We start from the raw sequence: 19,761 nt of genomic DNA on the forward strand, positions 1-19,761 counted from the left end.
GCGTGGGGGCCGGCCCGGAGCGATCTTTGGAGCGGCCTGGAGCGGCCTTGGACGGTCAGCCCTCGCGGAGGCGGTCCGTCTGGAGGTTCGCCGCTTCGAGCACGCGGTCGAGCAGTCCGGGGAAGAGCGTCTCCAGGTCCTCGCGCCGGAGCCCGTTCATCTTGGCCGTTCCGCGGTAGATCTGCTGGACGATGCCGCTCTCGCGGAGCACCCGGAAGTGATGCGTACTGGTGGACTTGGTCACCGGAAGATCGAACCGGGAGCAGGTGAGTTCGGCGTCGGCGGCGGCCAGTTCGCGGACCACGCACAGCCGCACCGGGTCCGAGAGCGCGTGCAGAACCGCCTCGAGCCTGATCTCGTCGCGTGCGGGGTGGGCCAGCGTACGAGCACCGGCTGCCGGGTCTGTGGCGCTGGCAGGGGTCACGGTCGCTCCGCATCGTCGCTTCGTCCGGGGTTCCCCATGATACGAGACCCATCGTAGTTCGACGCATCAGGACAGAATCAGACCTGAATGATGACTAGCGTGGCGTTGCGGCCGGGCAGGTGGCCCGGCGCCCCTCAGGAGGCGCAGTCGGATGACGGACACCCCGGAGAACGCACGTCCCTTCGCGCGGATCGCCGAGCTCGAATCATGGCTGGAGCAGCACCACGCCGACCGGACCGGGCTCTGGTTGAAGATCGCCAAGCGCAACTCCGGCGTGGAGTCGGTGAGTGCGGCCGAGGTCATCGATTGCGTGCTGTGCTTCGGCTGGATCGACGGGCAGCGCAAGTCCTTCGACGAGGTGTACTACCTCCAGCGGATCACGCCCCGCCGACGCCGGAGCGTGTGGTCGCAGATCAATGTGGAGAAGGTCGGGGCGCTCCTCGCAGCCGGGCGGATGCGCGAGTCCGGCCTGGCGGAGGTCGAGGCGGCACGCTCGGACGGGCGGTGGGAGGCGGCGTATCTCTCGCAGAGCAAGGCCACCGTCCCGGCCGATCTCGCCGCGGCCCTGGAGGCGGACGAGCCGGCGCGGCGCTTCTACGAGGAGCTCGGCGGTTCGGACCGCTACCTGGTGCTCCTGCGGCTCATGACGGCGACGACCCCCGAAGTCAGGGCGGCCCGCCTCCAGAAGGCGGTGGCCTCTCTGGCGGCGGGCCGCAAAGTCCGCTGACGCCGAGTCAGCCGGTCAGCAGTTCCGGGTCCTTGGCGAGCGCGGCGAGCCGGCCGGCCGGATCGGCGACCAGTCTGCGCGTCGTCAGATCGAGGATGCCTGCCACGCCCATGATCTCGGCCGCCACCGTGCCGTCCTCCTTGAGGATCTGCTGGGCGACCGTGAACGTCTTGCCCTGCCCGTAGTCGAACCGGCAGGAGACCCGCACCCGTTCCCCGCCCCGCAGCTCCCTGCGGAACTTGACCGTGACCTCCAGCGCGACGGGCCCCACTCCGTCGGCCAGCAGCTTCTCCTGGGGCAGTCCGGCGGCCCGCAGCAGCTCCCAGCGCGCGTGCTCGGCGTACTGGAGGTACACGGCCTGGTTCAGATGTCCCTGCGTATCGAGCTCGTAGCCCCGTACGGTCACGTCCACAAAAAAGGTCATGGACATCGAAACAGCCCGTCCTGTTCCCGCATTCCCGCACCGGCCCGCCCCGGGTGGCGCGTCGGTTCAGTCCGTCGCCGCGGTGAGGTGCGGGAACCTCAGCTCGGTGCGGCTGGAGAAGACGTCGCCGGGGCGCAGGACGGTGCCGGGGTGGTCGGGCCGGTTGGGCGAGTCGGGCAGGTGCTGGGTCTCCAGGCAGACGGCGCTGTGGCGTTCGTGACGCCCGCCGTCGGGGGCGGCCAGTGTGCCGTCCAGCTGGTTGGCTGTGTAGACCTGGATACCCGGTTCGGTGGTCCACACCTCCATGATCCGCTCGGCGCCGGGGGCGGTGAGCCGGGCTGCCCGGCGCAGGCCGGCCGCTGTGCCGGAACCGTCGAGGACCCAGCAGTGGTCGAAGCCGCCGGCTCGGCGCAGTTGCTCGTCCGGGAGCGCGATGCGCTCTCCGATGCCGTGCGGGGCGGTGAGGTCGAACGGGGTGTCGCGCACAGCCTCGGCGGGGCCTTCCGGGATGCCCTCGTCGTCGACGGGAAGGTAGCTTCCGGCGTCCACCTGGAGCGTGTGCCCGAGGATGTCGCCCTGTGCGGCGAGGTCGAAGTAGGCGTGGTTGGTGAGGTTGACGACGGTGGGCCGGTCCGTGGTGGCGGTGTAGTCGAGGGCGAGGGTGCCCGCCGTGTCGAGGGTGTACGTCACGGCGACGTCCAGCGCACCGGGGAAGCCCATGTCGCCGTCGGGGCTGTGGAGGGTGAGCCGGAGCGTCGCGGCCGTTTCGGTGGCCTCACCGGCGGCCTGCCAGACGCGGGTGTGGAAGCCGTCCGGGCCACCGTGCAGGGCGTGGCCCCGGTCGGTGGCCGGGATCCGGTACGACACTCCGTCAAGGACGAAGCGGCCCTGCGCGATGCGGTTGGCGAAGCGGCCGATGAGGGCGCCGAAGAACGGGTTCTTGCCCGTGTAGTCGTCGAGGGACGCCAGCGACCGCACCACCGACGCAGGTGCTCCCCCGGTGTCCGGCACGGTGAGACGGTGCAGGATGCCGCCGTAGGTGAGGATCTCGGCCCGGACCTCGGTTCCGGAGTCGAGCGTCCAGACATCGACGTCCGTGGGCCCGTGGGCGCCGAACGGTGTGCGGTTCACGGTGGGGCGAGGCATCAGAGATCCTTGGGACGAGCGGACGGCCCGGCGGACGAGGACGGCGGGCCTGGACACAATCGCCGGACTCCCCTGGCGGAAGAAGGGGGTCCGGTGCCGGATCTACGGTCCGGCGGCGGGTTCGGCGGGGGGCCGGGCAACGGTGGATTCGCGGACGACGAGCCGGTAGCCGGGCCGGGGGCGCCGGGGTTCGGACACCGGGTTGCCGGAGAGGCGCTCGACGAGGCTGTCGACGGCCAGCCGGGCGATGGCCTCCTTGTCGGGGGCCACCGTGGTGAGAGTGGTGGCCCCGTAGAGGCTCTCCTCGATGTTGTCGAACCCGACGACGGCTACGTCCTCGGGGATGCGCAACCCCCGTTCCGAGAGGGTGCGCATCGCCCCGATGGCGATGAGGTCGTTGTACGCGAACACGGCGTCGGGCCGTTCCCCGCGGTCCAGGAGGGCGGCCATGCCCGTGGCGCCGTCCTCGCGGCCGTAGCCGTCGGTGACCACGACGAGCGACTCGTCGGCCTCGATGCCCGCTGCGGCGAGCTCCTCGCGCCAGCCGCGCAGCCGCAGATGGGCCGGTTGGCGCTCCCGGCCGGTGCGCGAGCCGAGGAAGGCGATCCGGCGGTGACCTTGGTCGATGAGATGGCGCACGGCCTCGCGGGACGCCGCCACGTTGTCGATGGCGATGTGGTCGTAAGGGGCCTCGTACTCGCGCTCCCCGAGCAGCACCAGGGGCGCGGTCTCGGTGCGCGCCATCAGGTCCTCGGTCTCCAGATGGATCGGGCTGAGGATGAGGCCGTCGATCACATGGGACCTGAAGCCCTGGCTGACCAGGAGCTCCTTCTCCCGCAGTCCGCCGGTGTGGTCGACCAGCACGGTGTAGTCGTGCCGGGCGGCCGCGTCGACGACCGCACCGGCCAGCTCCGCGAAGTACGGGTTGCCGAACTCGGGGACGGCGAGGGCGATGATGCCGGTGCGGCCCTTGCGCAGATGGCGTGCGGTGAGGTTCGGCCGGTAGCCGAGTTCGTCGATGGCCTGCTGCACCTTGGCCCGCATCTTCGGTGTGACGTGCTGATAGTTGTTCACCACGTTCGACACGGTCTTGATGGACACGCCCGCCCGTTGCGCAACGTCCTTGAGGCTGACGCCCACGGCACTCCCTGAATCGACTTGTCGCGCGTTGACGCGCAGTGGCCCGGCTCTGCCGGTTCGGCTCGAACGGTGCCGGGGCCCAGGGCCCCGGCACCGGATCAGGTGGTTCTGCGGCTGCGCGCCAGATAGCGCTGGGCCACGACGACAACGATAAGGAACCCTCCGCTGACGACCGACTGGTACGAGGAGTTCAGCGAGCCGATCTGGTTGATCAGATTCTGGATGACGGCCAGTAGCAGTACACCCCAGAGCGTGCCGCTGATCGATCCTGCGCCGCCGATCAGGAGGGTGCCCCCGATGACGACGGCGGAGATCGCGTCGAGCTCCATGCCCACGCCGACGATGGTGACGCCTGAGGAGAGCCTGGCGGCGTTGAGCGCGCCGGCGAGTCCGGCCAGGAGCCCGCTGAGCGTGTAGACGAGGATCTTGGTACGGGCTACGGGCAGGCCCATCAGCGTGGCCGCGTCACTGCTGCCGCCGACCGCGAAGAGCGTCTGCCCGAACGAGGTGCGCTGGAGGAGAAGTCCGCCGATGCCGAACAGCACCAGGGCGATCAGGATCGGGTAGCCGAAGCCCCAGACGCTGCCCTGTCCGAGCTCGGCGAAGGCGGAGCCCTTGGGGACCAGATAGGTGGTGGCGCCCTCGTCGGTGAACGCGAGGAGCAGGCCGCGCGCCCCGAGCAGGGTGGCGAGAGTGACGATGAAGGGTGCCATCCCGGCGCGGGCCACGAGGAAGCCGTTGAGCAGTCCGATCGCACCGCACACCACGAGCGGGACGAACAGAGCGGCCAGGAAGCCCCATTGGGAGGCCCAGGCGGCGAGCACACCGCCCAGGGCGAAGACGGACCCGACGGACAGGTCGATGCCGCCGGTGATGATGACCATGGTCATGCCGAGTGCCACGACGGCCAGGAAAGAGGCCTGGATGGTCACACCGCGGGCGTTGTCCAGCGTGGCGAACGTCGGGTAGATGAAGGACGCGACGATCACGACCGTGAGCAGGACCGCGAGCACGCCCTGGCGCTGGAGGACTTCGGCGATGCGCTGCCCGGCCGCGGGGCGGGGTGCGCCGCCGCCGGCCGCTGTCGGTGTCCTGCGCGGTGCCGGGGCCTGAACCGCGGGGGCAGGTGAGGTTTCGTTCATCGGGACCGACGCTCCCGGGCGACGTAGACGGCGGCGATGATGATGGCCGCCTGGGCGATCTGTGCGGTGGAGTCGGGCAGGTCGTGCTTGACGAGGGTGGCGCGCAGCAGTTGCATCAGCAGGGCGCCGGCGACCGTGCCGAGAACCCGGATGGAGCCGCCGTTGAGCGGGGTGCCCCCGACCACGACCGCCGTGATGGCGGAGAGTTCCATGAGGGTGCCGAGCGAGGAGGGGTCGCTGGCGGTGAGCCTGGCCGTGGCGAGGATGCCGGCCAGGGCCGCCAGGACCCCGCAGAGCACGTACACACCGATGAGCACGCGTCGTACGGGAAGTCCGGCGAGGGCGGCCGCGGACCGGTTGCCGCCGATGGCGACGACCTGGCGGCCGAAGGTGGTGCGCTGGACCAGGAACGCGACGGCCACCGCGAGGACGGCGGCGATGAGCACGACCAGCGGGATACCGAGGAAGGATCCGGTGCCGAGCGACAGCAGGTCGGGGTTGACGATCTGCTTGAGCTGACCGTCCGCCATGACCAGGGCCAGGCCCCGGCCGCCGACGAACAGGGCGAGGGTGGCGACGATCGGCTGCAGCCCGACGAGGGAGACCAGTGAGCCGTTGATCGCTCCGACGACAGCGCCGGCCAGCAGCGCCATGCCGAGAGCGGGCACCAGCCCGTACCCGAGGTAGAGCGGTAGCAGCGCGGTGGCCAGCGCCATGGTCGAACCGACGGAGAGGTCGACGCCCTCGGTGCCGATCACGAGCGCCATGCCGAGGGCGACGATGACGATGGGGGCGACCTGCACGAGCTGGGTGCGGAGGTTGTCCGCGGTCATGAAGTGCTCGGTGAACAGGGCGTTGAAGAGGAGGACGACCGCGACGGCGAGATAGACGCCGTACTCCTGGTACCAGGAGGGGTCGCGCAGCCGGGCCAGCGGCCGGGCTGCGGGCGTGGTGAGTGCGGCCTGAGTCATCGGGGGTCCTCCTTGGCGGCCGGGGTCTTTCCTGCGAGCGCCGGTGAGTGGTCGGCGAGCACTTCGAGCAGATGGCTCTCCGCCACCTCGTCGCCCGACAGTTCGCCCGCGACCGCGCCGCCGCGCAGGACGACGATGCGGTCGGCGCCCTCGATGAGTTCCTCGATGTCGGAGGAGATGAGCAGGACGGCGAGGCCCTCGCGGGCAAGGTCGTCGATGAGGCTCTGGACCTCGGCCTTGGCACCGACGTCGATGCCGCGGGTGGGTTCGTCGAGCAGCAGGACCTTGGGCTCAAGGCAGAGCCAGCGGGCCAGCAGGACCTTCTGCTGGTTGCCTCCGGAGAGTTCGCCGACCTTCTGCTCGGGGCTCGCGGCCTTGATCCGCAGCCGCTTCATGAAGATGTCGACGATGCGGTCCTGCTTGGCGCGGGAGACGATGCCGGCGCGGGAGAGGCGGGGCATCGCGGCCAGCACGATGTTCTCGCGGACCGAGAGGCCGGGCACGATGCCTTCGGCCTTGCGGTCCTCGGGGAGCAGGCTGATGCCTGCCCGGATGGCGCCGGCGGAGGTGAGGCGGCGCAGGGTGCGGCCGCCGATGCTGAGTTCGCCGGAGTCCAGGGCGAGCGCGCCGGCCAGGGCCTTCGCGGTCTCGCTGCGGCCGGAGCCGAGGAGTCCGCCGAGGCCGAGCACCTCACCCGCGTACAACGACAGGGATATGTCGTGGAGCTGGTGGTCGCGGAAGAGGCCGGTCGCGGTGAGCACGGGGGTGCGGGAGGCGTCGTGGCCCTCGGAGCCGAAGTTGGTGAGACCGGAGCGGCGGACCTCGGCCATGTCGCGGCCGAGCATCATCGAGACGAGCTGCATGCGGTCGAGGTCGGCGAGGTCCCCGGTGTGGATGTGCCGGCCGTCGCGGAGCACGGTGACACGGTCACAGATCCGGTAGAGCTCGTCCATGCGGTGGCTGACGTAGAGCACGGCGATGCCACGTGCGCGCAGGTCCTCGATGACCCGGAAGAGCGTCTCGACCTCGCGCGGCTCCAGCGAGGAGGTGGGCTCGTCCATGATGACGACCTGGGCGTTGACCGAGACGGCGCGGGCCAGCGCGACCATCTGCTGGGTGCCGATGCCCAGGGTGTGCAGGGGCCTCTTCGGGTCGACGCGCACGCCGAAGCCGTCGAGCAGTTCGGTCGTCTCGCGGTGCATCCGGGCGAAGTCGATCAGGCCGAGCCGGTTCTTGGGCTCACGGCCGAGGAAGATGTTGCGCGCCACGCTCATCAGCGGGACGAGGTTCACCTCCTGGTAGATCGTGGAGATGCCTGCCTGCTGCGCCTCGAACGGCCGCGTGAAGGCGATCTGTTCACCGGCCAGCCGCAGTTCGCCCTCATCGGGCCGGTAGACGCCGGTCAGCACCTTGATCAGGGTGGACTTCCCGGCTCCGTTCTCCCCCACGAGTGCGTGGGTCTCCCCGGCGCGCAGGGAGAAGGAGACATCGTCGAGGGCGACGACGCCGGGGAATCGCTTGCTCACCGAGCGGGCTTCGAGGACGGCCGCGGCCGGCGCGGAGTCCTGCCGCGCGCCGGACCCGGCGCCCGGCCGCGCGTCGGCGGCCGGGACGGATGCCTCCTTCGCGTCGGCGGCCGACTGCGGCGGCTGCGGTACTGCTTCGGGTGGTGCCATGGCTGTTCTTGGCCTTCCGCTCTTCCAAGGGTGTGGGCCCGGGGCCGCCGTGACGGGTGGCAGCGTCACGGCGGCGGGTGGTCCGGCAGATCCGGTACGGGCCGGGGCCGCGTACGGATCAGTACGCGGCCGGCTGTCGGCCGTCCGGGCAGGTGGGGCCGGTCTCGGTCAGAACGCGCCGCCGAGCGAGGCCTTGGCGTTGGACTCGTCGTAGGCGCGGTCGGTGATGATGACGTTCTCCGGGATCTCCTCGCCGCCGTAGAACTTCTGGGCGGTCGCGAAGGCCAGCGGGCCGAACCGCGGGTTCGACTCGATGACGGCGTTGTACTCGCCGTTGACCAGCGCCTGGACGGCGTTGCGAGTCCCGTCGACGGAGACGATCTTGACGTCCTTGCCGGGCTTCTTGCCGGCGGCCTTCAGCGCGGTGACGGCACCGAGGCCCATCTCGTCGTTCTCCGCGTAGACGGCGGTGATGTCGGGCTTGGACTGGATCAGCTGCTCCATGACCTGCTGGCCCTTGTCCCGGGCGAACTCACCGGTCTGCTGGGCGACGATCTCCAGACCGGGGGCCTTGGCCTTGAGCTGGTCGACGAAGCCCTTGGTGCGGTCGGTGGTGACGTTGTTGCCCGAGGCGCCGAGGAGGATGGCGACCTTGCCCTTGCCGCCGGTCGTCTTGATCATCGCGTCCGCGGCGCGCTTGCCCTGCTCCACGAAGTCGGAGCCGAGGAAGGCCACATAGTCCTTGCAGGCGGTGGAGTTGACCTTGCGGTCGATGGTGAGGACCGGGACCTTCTTGGCGGCGGCGGCCTTCAGCGCCGGCTCCAGGCCGTCTGAGTTCAGGGGGGCGACGATGAGGAACTGGGCGCCCTGGGACAGCATGTCCTGGATGTCGCTGATCTGCTTGGACAGCTGCGACTGGGCGTTGGTGGTGAGCAGCTTCTTGACGCCGACCTTCTTGGCCTCGTCCTTGATGGACTGGGTCTCGGCGATCCGGAACGGGTTGGCCTCCTTCTCCGACTGGGAGAATCCGACCACGGCGTTCTTCAGGTCCAGCTTCGGCGCACCGTAGGTCTGCAGTGAGCAGCCTGAACCGGAAGAGGACTCCGGGGTCTTGGCCGCCTGGGCGCCCTGGCTGCTGTCGGTGCTCGCGGTGTCCGAGGTCTCCGACTTGGAGCAGCCGGAGGCGGCCAGCGTGGCGGTGGCGGCGAGGAGGCAGGCCACGGCGAGGGTACGGGTTCGGCGCTGGATCATCATGCGCGGGAGCTCCTTGGCGGGATGACGGCACGCCGATGGGCGTGCGGTCGGGCATGGCTGGACGATGCATCGGCTACCGCTCGGCGGCTGATGTCACTGCATTCCTCACGACCCCGCTAGCTGGACGAACTGCGGTCGTGAGAGTCTGCGCGGCCTCTCGGCGGCTCGGTTTACAACGTTATATAGGCGCCGCGGCGCAGGCGGCAAGAGCGTTGTCGATGCGTTTCCAAAATGTGTCGGAGTCACGCGGCACGGCGGACGGCGCCCACCCCACCAGTTGCCGCCGCACCCCTGGACAGTCGCCTGACGCCGTGCTGTCATACCGCCGGTACCCAATTTTCCAACGTTGCAAGCACGGTGCCGCCGCCACCCCCTCCGGTCGCGACGGCGTTGCCTTGCCATGCGCGCGTCCGGAATCCGCCCCCGGGACCGGTGGGCGTCATGGCAGCCCCGCACGTGTCATGTGCCGACCCCGAGCCGGAGCCCCGCACGGCCGGCCGAGAGCAGGAGCCCTCCATGCCCCTGAACCGCAGACAACTCATGGCCGGTGCGCTGGCCACCGTCGCCGCCACCACAGCCGCGTCCGGCCGCTGGGCCACCACGGCGACCGCGGCCGAACACCGGGTGAAGCCGGTCCACGGCGGCCATTACTCCCCCAACGCCGCCCCCTTGCACCCGACCGCGTTCCTGAAGCTCCCGCCCGGCCGCGTCTCCGCGCGCGGCTGGCTGGCCGGACAGCTCAAGCTCCAGCTGGACGGATTGTGCGGCCGCTACGAGGAGTTCTCGCACTTCCTGGACTTCACCGCCACCGGCTGGGTCCGCCCCGAACTCGGCGGCTGGGAGGAGGTCCCGTACTGGCTGCGCGGATACACCGACCTCGCGATCGTGACCGGCGACGCCAAGGCGCTGGCTGCCGTGCGCCGCTGGTTCGACGCGATTCTCGCCACCCAGCAGTCCGACGGCTTCTTCGGCCCGAAGCCTCTGCGTACGTCCCTGAACGGCGGCCCGGACTTCTGGCCCTTCCTGCCGCTGGTACAGGCCCTGCGTTCCTGGCAGGAGTACTCCGGCGACACCCGCGTCATCCCGTTCCTCAGCCGGTTCTTCCGCTACATGAACGCCCAGGGGCCCGGCGCCTTCAACACCAGCTGGATCGCCCTGCGCTGGGGCGACGGCCTGGACAGCGTCTTTTGGCTCTTCAACCGCACCGGCGACACCTTCCTGCTGGACCTCGCCGACAAGATCCATGCGAACGGCGCCGACTGGGGCGACAACCTGGTCAATCTGCACAACGTGAACATCGCGCAGGGCTTCCGCGAGCCGGCCCAGTACGCACTGCGCAGCGGATCGGCCGACGACACCCGCAATACGTACGGGACGTACGGCAAAGCCATGGCCCAGTACGGCCAGTTCCCCGGCGGCGGCTTCGCCGGGGACGAGAACGCGCGCCCCGGGCACGGCGATCCCCGCCAGGGCTTCGAGACGTGCGGGATCGTCGAGTTCATGGCCAGCCACCAGTTGCTCACCCGGATCACCGGCGATCCGCTGTGGGCCGACCGCTGCGAGGAGCTGGCGTTCAACTCGCTGCCCGCCTCGCTCGACCCGTCGGGCAAGGCGGTCCATTACATCACCAGCGCCAACAGCATCGATCTCGACGATGTGCCCAAGAGCGGCCGGCAGTTCCAGAACGGCTTCGCCATGCAGGCGTTCCTGCCCGGCGTCGACCAGTACCGCTGCTGTCCGCACAACTACGGCATGGGCTGGCCCTACTTCGTCGAGGAGCTGTGGCTCGCCACCCCCGACGGAGGTCTCGCCGCCGCGATGTACGCGAGCTGCGAGGTCACCGCGAAGGTCGCTGACGGCACCGAGGTCACGTTCACGGAGGAGACCGGCTACCCGTTCGCCGACACGGTCACACTGACCCTGAAGACGCCGAAGAGGCTGTCGTTCCCCCTGGTGATGCGCGTTCCCGCCTGGTGCGACAGCCCGGAGATCGCGGTCAACGGGAGTCCGGTCGACGCCCCGGCCGGACCGGCCTTCACCCGGGTCGACCGCACCTGGGCGGACGGCGACAAGGTGACCCTCCGCTTCCCGCAGAGGACCACGGTCCGCACCTGGGAGCAGAACCACGGTGCCGTGAGCGTGGACCGCGGTCCTCTCACGTACTCCTTGCGGATCGGGGAGGAGTACCAGCGCATCGGCGGCACCGACCAGTTCCCCGAGTACGCGGTGCACGCCACGAGCCCGTGGAACTACGGACTCGTCCTCGACGACCGGAAACCGGCCGCATCGCTGCGCCACCACACGGTCCGCCACGTCAAGGACGCCAACCCCTTCACGCTCGACGGCACCCCGCTGACCATGACCGCGAAGGCCCGCCGGATCCCGGAATGGACGGCGGACGGCGAGCATGTCGTGGCCCCGCTCCAGGACGGTCCGGCCGGCAGTACCGAGCCGGTGGAGGAGATCACGCTCGTTCCCATGGGCGCGGCCCGGCTGCGCGTCACCTCCTTCCCCACAGCCGACCCGGGTGCGGAGCCCTGGCTCTCCGACCACTGGTACCGGGTCCGTAACCGCCACTCCGGCAAGGTCCTCGGCGTCGACAACATGTCCACGGCCAACAGCGCCCACGTCGTCCAGTTCGGTGACACGGGCACCGACGACCACGACTGGCAACTGGTCCCCGAGGGCGACGGCTCGTACCGGATCCGCAACCGCCACTCCGGCAAGGTCCTCGGCGTCGACAACATGTCCACCGCCGACAGCGCCCACGTCGTCCAGTTCGACGACAACGGCACCGACGACCACCTCTGGCAGCTCGTCCCCGACGGCGACGGCTGGTACCGCATCCGCAACCGCCACTCCGGCAAGGTCCTCGGCGTCGACGGCATGTCCACCGAAGACAGCGCCCACGTCGTCCAGTTCGACGACAACGGCACCGACGACCACCTCTGGCAGCTCGTCCGACCCTGACCGTTCCACGCAATCCCGCACCGCTCCCCGCGCCACCCGGCGCGGGGAGTTTCCCCTTACCGGGGCAGAACCCGACGAAGGAGACGAACCGATGAGCCGTTTACGTGTGCCCGGCCGGAGGCCGTGGTGGAGACGGGCGATCGCCGCGACCGGACTGCTGGCGCTGGTGTCCACCGCGCTGGTGGGAATCGGATCGGTGCCGGCCGGCGCCGCCTCCTGGGCGCCCAAACCGTCCCCGATGACGACGCCGTGGACCGGCCAGGTCCCGGTCGACAAGCCGCTGCCCGAGTACCCGCGCCCACAGCTGACGCGCCCCGACTGGGCCAATCTCAACGGCATCTGGGACTTCGCGGTGACCGGCCGGGACGCCGGGCAGCCCTCCTCGTTCCCCGATCAGATCCGCGTGCCGTTCGTCGCGGAGTCCGCCCTCTCGGGCATCCAGCGGAAGATCACCGAGAACGACAAGCTCTGGTACAAGCGCACCTTCACCGTGCCGGCCGACTGGAACGGCCGCCGGGTCGAGCTGAACTTCGGCGCTTCCGACTGGCAGACCACGGTATGGGTCAACGGCACTCAGGCGGGCGCCCACAAGGGCGGCTACGACTCGTTCGCGTACGACATCACCCCGCAGCTCAACGGCGGGACGAACACCGTCGTGGTCTCCGTGTACGACCCGACACAGACCGGCGGCCAGGCCGTCGGCAAGCAGCGCATCAACGACGTGCAGCCGCACAGCGGCGGCGGCATCTTCTACACGGCGGCTTCCGGCATCTGGCAGACGGTCTGGCTGGAACCGGTCGCGACGGCCCACATCACCCGTCTGGACATGACGCCGGACCTGGGCGCCGGTGCGCTGCGCGTGAAGGTGCAGGGCGCCTCGGCGGCGGGGCGCAGCGCCCGGATCACCGTCTCCAGCGGCGGGAACGTGGTCGGCACGGCCACCGGGAACGTCGGCTCCGAGCTCTCCGTGCCGGTGCCGAACGCGCATCTGTGGAGTCCGGAGGACCCGTTCCTCTACGACGTGAAGGCGGAGCTGCTCGACGGTTCGGCCGTCACGGACTCGGCCGGCAGCTACGCGGGCATGCGGTCCATCGCCGTGGCGAAGGTCGACGGCGTGCTGCGTCCGGTCCTCAACGGCAAGTTCGTCTTCCAGACGGGCACCCTGGACCAGGGCTACTGGCCGGACGGCATCTACACCGCACCGACCGACGCGGCGCTGAAGTCGGATCTCCAGGCGCACAAGGACCTCGGATTCAACATGGTCCGCAAACACATCAAGGTCGAGCCGCAGCGCTGGTTCTACTGGGCGGACAAGCTGGGCCTGCTGGTCTGGCAGGACATGCCTGCCATGGACACCGGCAAGAGTCCTGACGCGGCGGCCCGTACGCAGTGGGAGGCGGAGTACCACGCGGTCATCGACCAGCACCGCAGCTCGCCCGCACTGGTGATGTGGGTCGACCAGAACGAGGGCTGGGGGCAGTACGACCAAGCCAGGATCGCCGACGAGGTGAAGGCGTACGACCCGTCCCGGCTGGTGAACAACATGAGCGGAGTCAACTGCTGCGGTTCGGTCGACGGCGGCAACGGGGACGTGATCGACAACCATGTCTACGTGGGACCGGGCAACACCGCGCCGACGGCGACCCGGGCGGCCGTCCTCGGCGAGTTCGGCGGCCTCGGCTACAAGGTCCCGGGGCACGAGTGGTTCCCCGGCGGCGGCTTCAGCTACGAGGACCAGGCGAGCGTCGCTGCGCTCAACAACCGTTTCGTCGGGCTGCTCGACAGCATCCGCGTCGGCCAGTTGCCCGCAGGCCTCTCCGCCTCCGTCTACACGGAGATCACCGATGTGGAGAACGAGGCGAACGGGCTGCTCACCTATGACCGCCAGGTGGTCAAGGTGGACGTGGCACGGGTGAAGGCGGCCAACCAGGCCCTCATCAACGCCTCGAAGAACCCTGCCCCGCCGGTGGCCCTGCCCACCGGTCAGTACACGTCCCTGCGCGTCACCACGCCGGAATACACCGACAGGTACCTGCGCCACCAGGACTCGCTCGCCTTCACCGCCGTCGTCGACGGCGCGAGCGACGGGCTGCTGAAGAGCGACTCCACCTGGAAGGTCGTCACCGGGCTCGCCAACGGCAACTGCTACTCACTGGAGTCCCGCAACTATCCCGGCGAGTACCTCCGGCACCAGAACTTCCGGGTCCGGCGCGACGCCGATGACGGCTCGGCGCTCTTCAAGGCCGACGCCACCTGGTGTGCGGTCGCCGGGACGGGAGGGGTGCGGCTGTCCAGCGCCAATCTGCCGGGCAGCTATCTGCGCCATATCGACTCGGAGGTGTGGCTGGCCATGCCGGGCGGCACGCACACCTGGGACAACCCGGCGACGTTCACCGAGGACACCACCTGGGCGGTGGAAGCACCCTGGGCCCCGTGATCTGACCCGCAGCGCCGTTTCACCCGTTACGGCCACGGCCCGGATGCGACGTGCCTGCGTCGCATCCGGGCCGTCGGCTAACGGGTCCCTGCGGCCGGGGCCACGTAGGTGTGCAACAGCGCCGTCCGGCCGTCGGCCGTCGTCCAGTCACCGGGGCGGCTGCCGGCATGGCGCCACCCCTTGCGTTCGTAGAGGGCGATGGCGGCCTTGCCGCCGTCCTCGACCTCGAGGACCAGTCGCAGGCCCTCGGCTGCCGCAGCCGCCATCGCGGTGTCGAGCAGCACACGCGCCACGCCTCGACGGCGGGCCGACGCCGTGGCGAACAGCCGGGCCACCGAGGCCACTCCCTCCGGCGGAAGTCCCGCCTCCGCCGCCAGGACGTGGTCGGTACGGGTCAGTGCCACATGCCCCAGGACGTCCGGGCCTGACATGGCCACCCAGGCCCCGAGCACGCCGTCGGGCGTCAGCCAGCGTCCCGGGTCCGCCGGCCACTCGGCCGGGTAGCGGTCCACCTCGTGCACGGTGGCCAGCGCCTCAACGCATGCGGACAGGTCGTCTTCGCGACGGCGACGGATCTCCGGCTCTCCCATTCCTTGATCCTCACACACCGTGCGGTCACGGCAGGATCTCCACGTACCCGTCGGTTCCGTGCACACGGATCCGCTGCCCGTCCCGGATCAGCCGGGTGGCCTGTTCCACGCCCACGACAGCCGGCAGTCCGTACTCCCTGGCGATCACCGCGCCGTGGGTCATCAGGCCGCCCACCTCCGTCACCAGCCCCGCGATGCCGACGAACAGCGGCGACCAACTGGGGTCCGTGAAGGCCGTGACCAGGATGTCACCTGCTTCGAGATCGGCCTCCGCCATGTCAAGGACGACCCGGGCCCTTCCCTCGACGGTGCCGGAGGAGACCGGTAGGCCGACCAAGGCGCCGGGCGGCACGTCGTCGCGACGGTACGCCCCGGTGACGGCCTCACCGTCCGAGGTGAGCACCCGGGGCGGTGTGAGCGCGTGATACGAGCGGAACGCGTCCTTGCGCTGCTGGATGAGCTGGTGGTCCGCCTCGTTCGACCGCACGAGGTCGTGGAGTTCCTGGAACGTGAGGCAGAAGATGTCCTCCCTCTCAGGAAGCACATCGGCCCGCACGAGGCGGTCGGCCTCCGCCAGCAGGGCCTGCTTGTAGAGGAAGTAGCGGCTGATGATGCCGTACTTCGGGTACTCCCGGTACCCGATGAAGGTCCGGACCCGGTCGATCATCCGCTTGGCCTCGTCCGCTTTCCGGTCCCCGTCCGGCAGGGCCCGCAAGCGTGACAGCACGTCCTGTTCCTTCTTCTGCGCCTTCTGCCGCCCTTGCTCGAAGCGCCGCCCGGCGGCGCCCGGCTCGAAGTTCCTGACATTGTCGAGGATCACGGGCACGAGCGTGCTGGGGCGCTCGCGCCACCGCGGCCTCGTGATGTCGATCTCGCCGACGCAGCGCATGCCGTACCGGTCGAGATAGGCCTCGATGGCGTCGCGCGCTCCGGTCCCGCCCGCGAGCTTCGCCAGCTCGTCCAGGAAGGCTTCGTCCTCGGCGTACTCGACGCCCCGAAGGAACGCCACCACCTCCGGATACGGGCGGATCACGTCCGCGACGTCGAGCAGCGCCAGTCCCATCTCCGAGGTGATGTTGTCGGGGGCGGACAGGGTGAGCGTGTCAGCCGCGTTCTTCTCGCCCAGCCACTCCTGCAGCTTGTCGTTGAGCCACCAGGTGGCCTCCATCCCCGCCATGATCACTTGCATGCTCAGTGGGTCGCTGAGGACGCGCTTGTGCTCGTCGAAGGCCTCCAGCAGGAAGTCGAACAGCGCCGGTCCGGTCTTCGTCCGGATGTCGCGCTCCAGGGCGGCGATGGACTCCCGGCTGCGCTCGATCAGCTCGGTGACAATGGCCGGATCGGTCTCGATCGGGGCGGGCGCACCGCCGGCCGGCGGTCCGCCGCCGGGACCTGCGTCAGGAAGCGACGGTACGAAGCCGTCGCGGTCCAGGACGGTCTCCAGGGCGTCCCTGATCAGCGGATCGCCTTTCCCCATGGCGTCCAGGAGACCGGCGCGGCTCGCGGGCGAGGCCAGGCGCCGGGTGACGTCGACGAACAGCCTCCCGCCGGCCTCGTGCATGGCCACCATGGCCGTCAGCTGCCACATGGAGAACCCCAGGGGCTTCATGGGGTCGGTCATCATCTGCCCATGCCCGACGGAGACGTAGACGTGGTTGTCCTGGTCACCGGCCTCGGGGATGGGGAACAGTGTCGTGATCGGACGGCTCTGAACGATCTGGAACTCGTCTTCGGCCAGGCACCATTCGATGTCCTGCGGGCGGCCGAAGTGCGCTTCGATCTGCCGCCCGAGCTGCACGAGCCGCACGACCTGTGCATCCGTCAGCGCCGGCTGCTCCTGCCGCTGCGCGTCGATCGCCACTTCCTGCGTACCGCCGGCCGGCAGGGCGTGAACGGCTCGCTGTTTGGCGGCGATCGTCCTGGCGACGACTTCGCCGTGCCGCACCTTGAAGACGTCCGGGTTCACCACGCCGGAGACCAGTGCCTCGCCGAGGCCGAAACCGGCGTCGACGGTGGCGACCGTCCGGTTGCCCGTGACGGGGTCGGCCGTGAACAGGATGCCGGCCGCCTGCGGGAAGACCATCCGCTGCACGACCACGGCCATGTGGACCGAACGGTGGTCGATGCCGTTGCGCCGGCGGTAGGTCACGGCCCGCTCGGTGAACAGAGAGGCCCAGCACCGGCTGACGTGCCGGAGGATCGCCGTCGTCCCCACGACGTTCAGGTACGTGTCCTGCTGGCCGGCGAACGAGGCCGTCGGCAGGTCCTCCGCCGTCGCGCTGGACCGGACGGCGTATGCGGCCTGCGCGCCGTGCTCGGCGAGCGCGTGCGTGATCGCTGCCACGAGATCGTCCGGGACGGCGATCCCTTCGATGGTCCGACGGATCTGCGCACTGAGCGTGCGGATCGCCTCCCGGTCGTCCGGGTCCAGGCGCGACAGCTGCTCGATCCGGTCGACGACCTGCGGCGCTTCCGCCATGATCCGCCGGAAGGCGTCCGTCGTCACACAGAAGCCGGCCGGCACGTGGATGCCGTCGATCCGCAACAGCCCGCCCAGGTGCGCGCCCTTGCCGCCGACGACCGCGACCTGCGTCTCGTCGGCCTCTTCCAGATCCCGCACGTACTGCCCAGTCACTTCGATACCTCCGAAACAGCCATGCTCCGTCGTTGCACTGCGGTGGCCGGTCGAATCACCGGCGCCTCCCACTCTGTCGAACCTCTTGTCGAGCACGTCCTCGTCCCTGGTTGCCCTGCCTCCGACGGGCCGGGCGGCGCGCACTCCCGCACCACCGCTCCGCGCACTCGCGACCGCACTGCCGGTCCCCTCGCTGATTCGACGTCACCGCATCCCCCGTACGTCGACAGCAACACACGCACGTCCTTCTCCGATTTCCGCAGGTTGTGGCACAGGCCGACGATTCTGCGCTGTGACCGGGGTCTTGCGGCAAGCCCCCCGGCGCGCTATATGTTGAGAGTGGCAAGGAGAGCTCTCTCCTTGCCTTTGCCATTTCGAGCGCCCTTGGCGCCGGCTGGCCACGAGGCTCTTGACCCTCACGTGGCGTCAGGCTGCATAGTCGGAGCCGTGGAAGATCACTGGACCGTGGGACGCGTGGCCGAGCTGGCAGGCGTGAGCGTCCGCACGCTGCATCACTATGACGAGATCGAGCTCGTGCGGCCGTCGGCGCGGACCGTGGCCGGGTACCGGGCCTATTCGGCGAGCGACGTGGAGCGGCTGCGAGAGGTGCTGGCCTATCGACGGTTGGGCTTCGCGCTGCGGGAGGTCGCGGAACTGGTCGGCGACCCGTCCACCGACGCGGTCGCGCACCTGCGCCGACTGCGCGGGCTGCAGCTGGAACGGCGTGATCGCGCTGACGCCATGGTGGCGGCCATCGACAGGGAACTCGAGGCACGGGCGAAGGGAGTGAAGGTGACACCGGAGGAACAACTGGAGATGCTCGGTGCACGGCTGTACGACGTGATCGGCGGAGCCTACACCGCGACACGGCGTACCGAGCCGCGGATCGCCGCGCAGATCTGGGACGCGTTCGGGGACGCGCAGACGGTGCTGAACGTCGGGGCCGGCACCGGCTCCTACGAGCCTGTTGACCGCGATGTGACCGCGGTGGAGCCATCGGCGGTCATGCGGGGGCAGCGGCCTGCCGGCTCGGCATCGTGCGTGGCCGCCGCCGCGGAGAGTCTGCCGTTCGAGGACCACTCCTTCGACGTCGCGATGGCCGTCTCCACCGTTCACCACTGGGGGGACCCGATAGCGGGGCTGCGCGAGATGCGGCGCGTGGCCCGCCGCGTGGTGGTGCTCACCTTCGACACCGACGAGCCCGGGTGGCAGGACCGGTTCTGGCTTACCCGCGACTACCTGCCCGAGTTCGCCGCCGTCCTCGCAGAGTTTCCCTCGCTCGGTGGGATGGCCGACGCGATCGGCGCCCGCGCTGAGCCGGTGCCCATCCCGTGGGACTGCGCCGACGGTCTGTTCGAGGCGTACTGGCGCCGGCCGGGGGCATATCTGGAGGATCACGTACGCCGTGCGATGTCGGTGTGGACGAGGGTCGGGCCGGAGGCCGAGCAGCGTGCGGTACGAAGCCTCGGCGACGACCTCGAGTCCGGCCGTTGGGGCGAGCGGAACAGCGACCTCGCCGGCCTCGACGCGGCAGATCTCGGCCTCCGCCTGCTCATCGCCTGAACTGCGTCGCGGCGTGGCCAGGCCGAGCCCGGGTGCCCGGATGGTTGCTGGGGCGTCCTCGACCGGCCGTCGTCGACGGCCCACACGTTCACAAGCACGGCGCCGTGCTGATATCGACGTGCGAACCGGACCGGGAGAGTGCCACAGTCCCTGTCGTGACCTTGATGGATGTACTCGTCGACTTCTCCCGCACCGGCCGGATCGGGCCCCTGAACTGCGGAATGGCCCTGACCGAGGCCGAAGAGCTTCTCGGCCCGGGGCGCCCGCACCCGGCCCACGTCCTGAAGGGGCCCGATATCGACGGCTACCCGTACGCCTGGGACGGGCTGCGGCTGGTGATCACTCAGCGGGCTGTCAGCGGGATCTGGATCAGCCTCCGGCCCGGTTCGACCGTCAGACTGCCGCCCCTCGTCCTGCCCGATTCCGAGTCCTTCGAGGCCACTGTCCTCCGCGAGGAGCTGATCGCCGCCCTCGACGGCGCAGGCTGCCGGCATGCGGTCAACGGCAACCTCACCTTCGGGCGGCAGTCCAGCCTCATCACCCGACCCGCTGATGTCTGCGCGGTCTTCAGCCTGCCGGGACGCGACAACCACGTGCCGCACCGTGATCGGCACTACCTCGATGTGATGCACAAACACACGGCCTGACATTGCCGGTTCCCG

General features: G+C 69.9%; 15 protein-coding genes. 5 read left to right on the top strand and 10 right to left on the bottom strand.

Annotation, left to right across the window (positions count from 1 at the left end; translation table 11 throughout):
* Positions 1 to 55 precede the first annotated feature (55 nt).
* Positions 56 to 424 carry an ArsR/SmtB family transcription factor gene (locus SH922_RS03830; RefSeq protein ID WP_393054670.1) on the bottom strand — a complete coding sequence of 123 codons (369 nt, stop codon included), beginning with the start codon at positions 422 to 424 and terminating at the stop codon, positions 56 to 58.
* A 151-nt stretch (positions 425 to 575) separates the two neighbouring features.
* Between SH922_RS03830 and SH922_RS03835 the strand changes: the two genes are divergently transcribed.
* Positions 576 to 1,151, top strand: coding sequence for a YdeI family protein (locus SH922_RS03835; RefSeq protein WP_393054672.1), 576 nt, complete (start codon positions 576 to 578; stop codon positions 1,149 to 1,151).
* Between the two features lie 7 nt (positions 1,152 to 1,158).
* Here the strand turns inward: SH922_RS03835 and SH922_RS03840 are convergent, their stop codons facing one another.
* The 7 genes from SH922_RS03840 to SH922_RS03870 all read right to left on the bottom strand — a co-directional run bounded on the left by SH922_RS03840 (position 1,159) and on the right by SH922_RS03870 (position 8,904).
* Complete coding sequence (locus tag SH922_RS03840) at positions 1,159 to 1,575, bottom strand: acyl-CoA thioesterase (RefSeq protein ID WP_393054674.1); 417 nt, start codon at positions 1,573 to 1,575, stop codon at positions 1,159 to 1,161.
* Between the two features lie 66 nt (positions 1,576 to 1,641).
* Complete coding sequence (locus SH922_RS03845; protein ID WP_393054676.1) at positions 1,642 to 2,721, bottom strand: aldose epimerase family protein; 1,080 nt, start codon at positions 2,719 to 2,721, stop codon at positions 1,642 to 1,644.
* A gap of 102 nt (positions 2,722 to 2,823) precedes the next feature.
* Complete coding sequence (locus SH922_RS03850; RefSeq protein ID WP_393054678.1) at positions 2,824 to 3,861, bottom strand: LacI family DNA-binding transcriptional regulator; 1,038 nt, start codon at positions 3,859 to 3,861, stop codon at positions 2,824 to 2,826.
* 98 nt (positions 3,862 to 3,959) lie between these two features.
* Positions 3,960 to 5,003, bottom strand: a complete 1,044-nt coding sequence (locus SH922_RS03855; RefSeq protein WP_393054680.1) for an ABC transporter permease — start codon at positions 5,001 to 5,003, stop codon at positions 3,960 to 3,962.
* Positions 5,000 to 5,974: an ABC transporter permease gene (locus tag SH922_RS03860; RefSeq protein WP_393054682.1), complete on the bottom strand. Its 975-nt coding sequence runs from the start codon at positions 5,972 to 5,974 to the stop codon at positions 5,000 to 5,002. Before SH922_RS03860 ends, SH922_RS03855 begins: the two co-directional genes overlap by 4 nt.
* Positions 5,971 to 7,650, bottom strand: coding sequence for a sugar ABC transporter ATP-binding protein (locus SH922_RS03865; RefSeq protein WP_393054684.1), 1,680 nt, complete (start codon positions 7,648 to 7,650; stop codon positions 5,971 to 5,973). Before SH922_RS03865 ends, SH922_RS03860 begins: the two co-directional genes overlap by 4 nt.
* A 168-nt stretch (positions 7,651 to 7,818) precedes the next feature.
* Positions 7,819 to 8,904, bottom strand: coding sequence for an ABC transporter substrate-binding protein (locus SH922_RS03870; RefSeq protein ID WP_393054685.1), 1,086 nt, complete (start codon positions 8,902 to 8,904; stop codon positions 7,819 to 7,821).
* A gap of 516 nt (positions 8,905 to 9,420) precedes the next feature.
* Between SH922_RS03870 and SH922_RS03875 the strand changes: the two genes are divergently transcribed.
* Together SH922_RS03875 and SH922_RS03880 are read left to right on the top strand one after the other, a co-directional pair.
* Positions 9,421 to 11,874 carry an RICIN domain-containing protein gene (locus SH922_RS03875; protein ID WP_393054687.1) on the top strand — a complete coding sequence of 818 codons (2,454 nt, stop codon included), beginning with the start codon at positions 9,421 to 9,423 and terminating at the stop codon, positions 11,872 to 11,874.
* Between the two features lie 166 nt (positions 11,875 to 12,040).
* Complete coding sequence (locus SH922_RS03880) at positions 12,041 to 14,311, top strand: AbfB domain-containing protein (protein WP_393063456.1); 2,271 nt, start codon at positions 12,041 to 12,043, stop codon at positions 14,309 to 14,311.
* 77 nt (positions 14,312 to 14,388) lie between these two features.
* Here the strand turns inward: SH922_RS03880 and SH922_RS03885 are convergent, their stop codons facing one another.
* Together SH922_RS03885 and rph are read right to left on the bottom strand one after the other, a co-directional pair.
* The gene (locus SH922_RS03885; RefSeq protein WP_393054689.1) at positions 14,389 to 14,901 is read right to left on the bottom strand and encodes a GNAT family N-acetyltransferase; all 513 of its coding nucleotides are present in this window, start codon (positions 14,899 to 14,901) and stop codon (positions 14,389 to 14,391) included.
* A 25-nt stretch (positions 14,902 to 14,926) separates the two neighbouring features.
* Positions 14,927 to 17,536 carry a rifamycin-inactivating phosphotransferase gene (rph, locus tag SH922_RS03890; protein ID WP_393054690.1) on the bottom strand — a complete coding sequence of 870 codons (2,610 nt, stop codon included), beginning with the start codon at positions 17,534 to 17,536 and terminating at the stop codon, positions 14,927 to 14,929.
* Positions 17,537 to 18,001: 465 nt separating this feature from the next.
* Between rph and SH922_RS03895 the strand changes: the two genes are divergently transcribed.
* Both SH922_RS03895 and SH922_RS03900 read left to right on the top strand, forming a co-directional pair.
* Positions 18,002 to 19,099: a MerR family transcriptional regulator gene (locus SH922_RS03895; RefSeq protein ID WP_393063457.1), complete on the top strand. Its 1,098-nt coding sequence runs from the start codon at positions 18,002 to 18,004 to the stop codon at positions 19,097 to 19,099.
* Positions 19,100 to 19,254: 155 nt separating this feature from the next.
* Positions 19,255 to 19,746: a hypothetical protein gene (locus SH922_RS03900; protein WP_393054692.1), complete on the top strand. Its 492-nt coding sequence runs from the start codon at positions 19,255 to 19,257 to the stop codon at positions 19,744 to 19,746.
* Positions 19,747 to 19,761 lie beyond the last annotated feature (15 nt).

This window comes from Streptomyces sp. LN549, assembly GCF_043203805.1.
GTDB lineage: Bacteria > Actinomycetota > Actinomycetes > Streptomycetales > Streptomycetaceae > Streptomyces.

What these genes read in the sequence shown, in the direction of transcription:
- SH922_RS03835 (WP_393054672.1), top strand. Translation starts at nt 576, where the DNA reads ATGACGGACACCCCGGAGAACGCACGTCCCTTCGCGCGGATCGCCGAG.
- SH922_RS03840 (WP_393054674.1), bottom strand. Translation starts at nt 1,575, where the DNA reads ATGACCTTTTTTGTGGACGTGACCGTACGGGGCTACGAGCTCGATACG.
- SH922_RS03845 (WP_393054676.1), bottom strand. Translation starts at nt 2,721, where the DNA reads ATGCCTCGCCCCACCGTGAACCGCACACCGTTCGGCGCCCACGGGCCC.
- SH922_RS03855 (WP_393054680.1), bottom strand. Translation starts at nt 5,003, where the DNA reads ATGAACGAAACCTCACCTGCCCCCGCGGTTCAGGCCCCGGCACCGCGC.
- SH922_RS03860 (WP_393054682.1), bottom strand. Translation starts at nt 5,974, where the DNA reads ATGACTCAGGCCGCACTCACCACGCCCGCAGCCCGGCCGCTGGCCCGG.
- SH922_RS03865 (WP_393054684.1), bottom strand. Translation starts at nt 7,650, where the DNA reads ATGGCACCACCCGAAGCAGTACCGCAGCCGCCGCAGTCGGCCGCCGAC.
- SH922_RS03870 (WP_393054685.1), bottom strand. Translation starts at nt 8,904, where the DNA reads ATGATGATCCAGCGCCGAACCCGTACCCTCGCCGTGGCCTGCCTCCTC.
- SH922_RS03875 (WP_393054687.1), top strand. Translation starts at nt 9,421, where the DNA reads ATGCCCCTGAACCGCAGACAACTCATGGCCGGTGCGCTGGCCACCGTC.
- SH922_RS03885 (WP_393054689.1), bottom strand. Translation starts at nt 14,901, where the DNA reads ATGGGAGAGCCGGAGATCCGTCGCCGTCGCGAAGACGACCTGTCCGCA.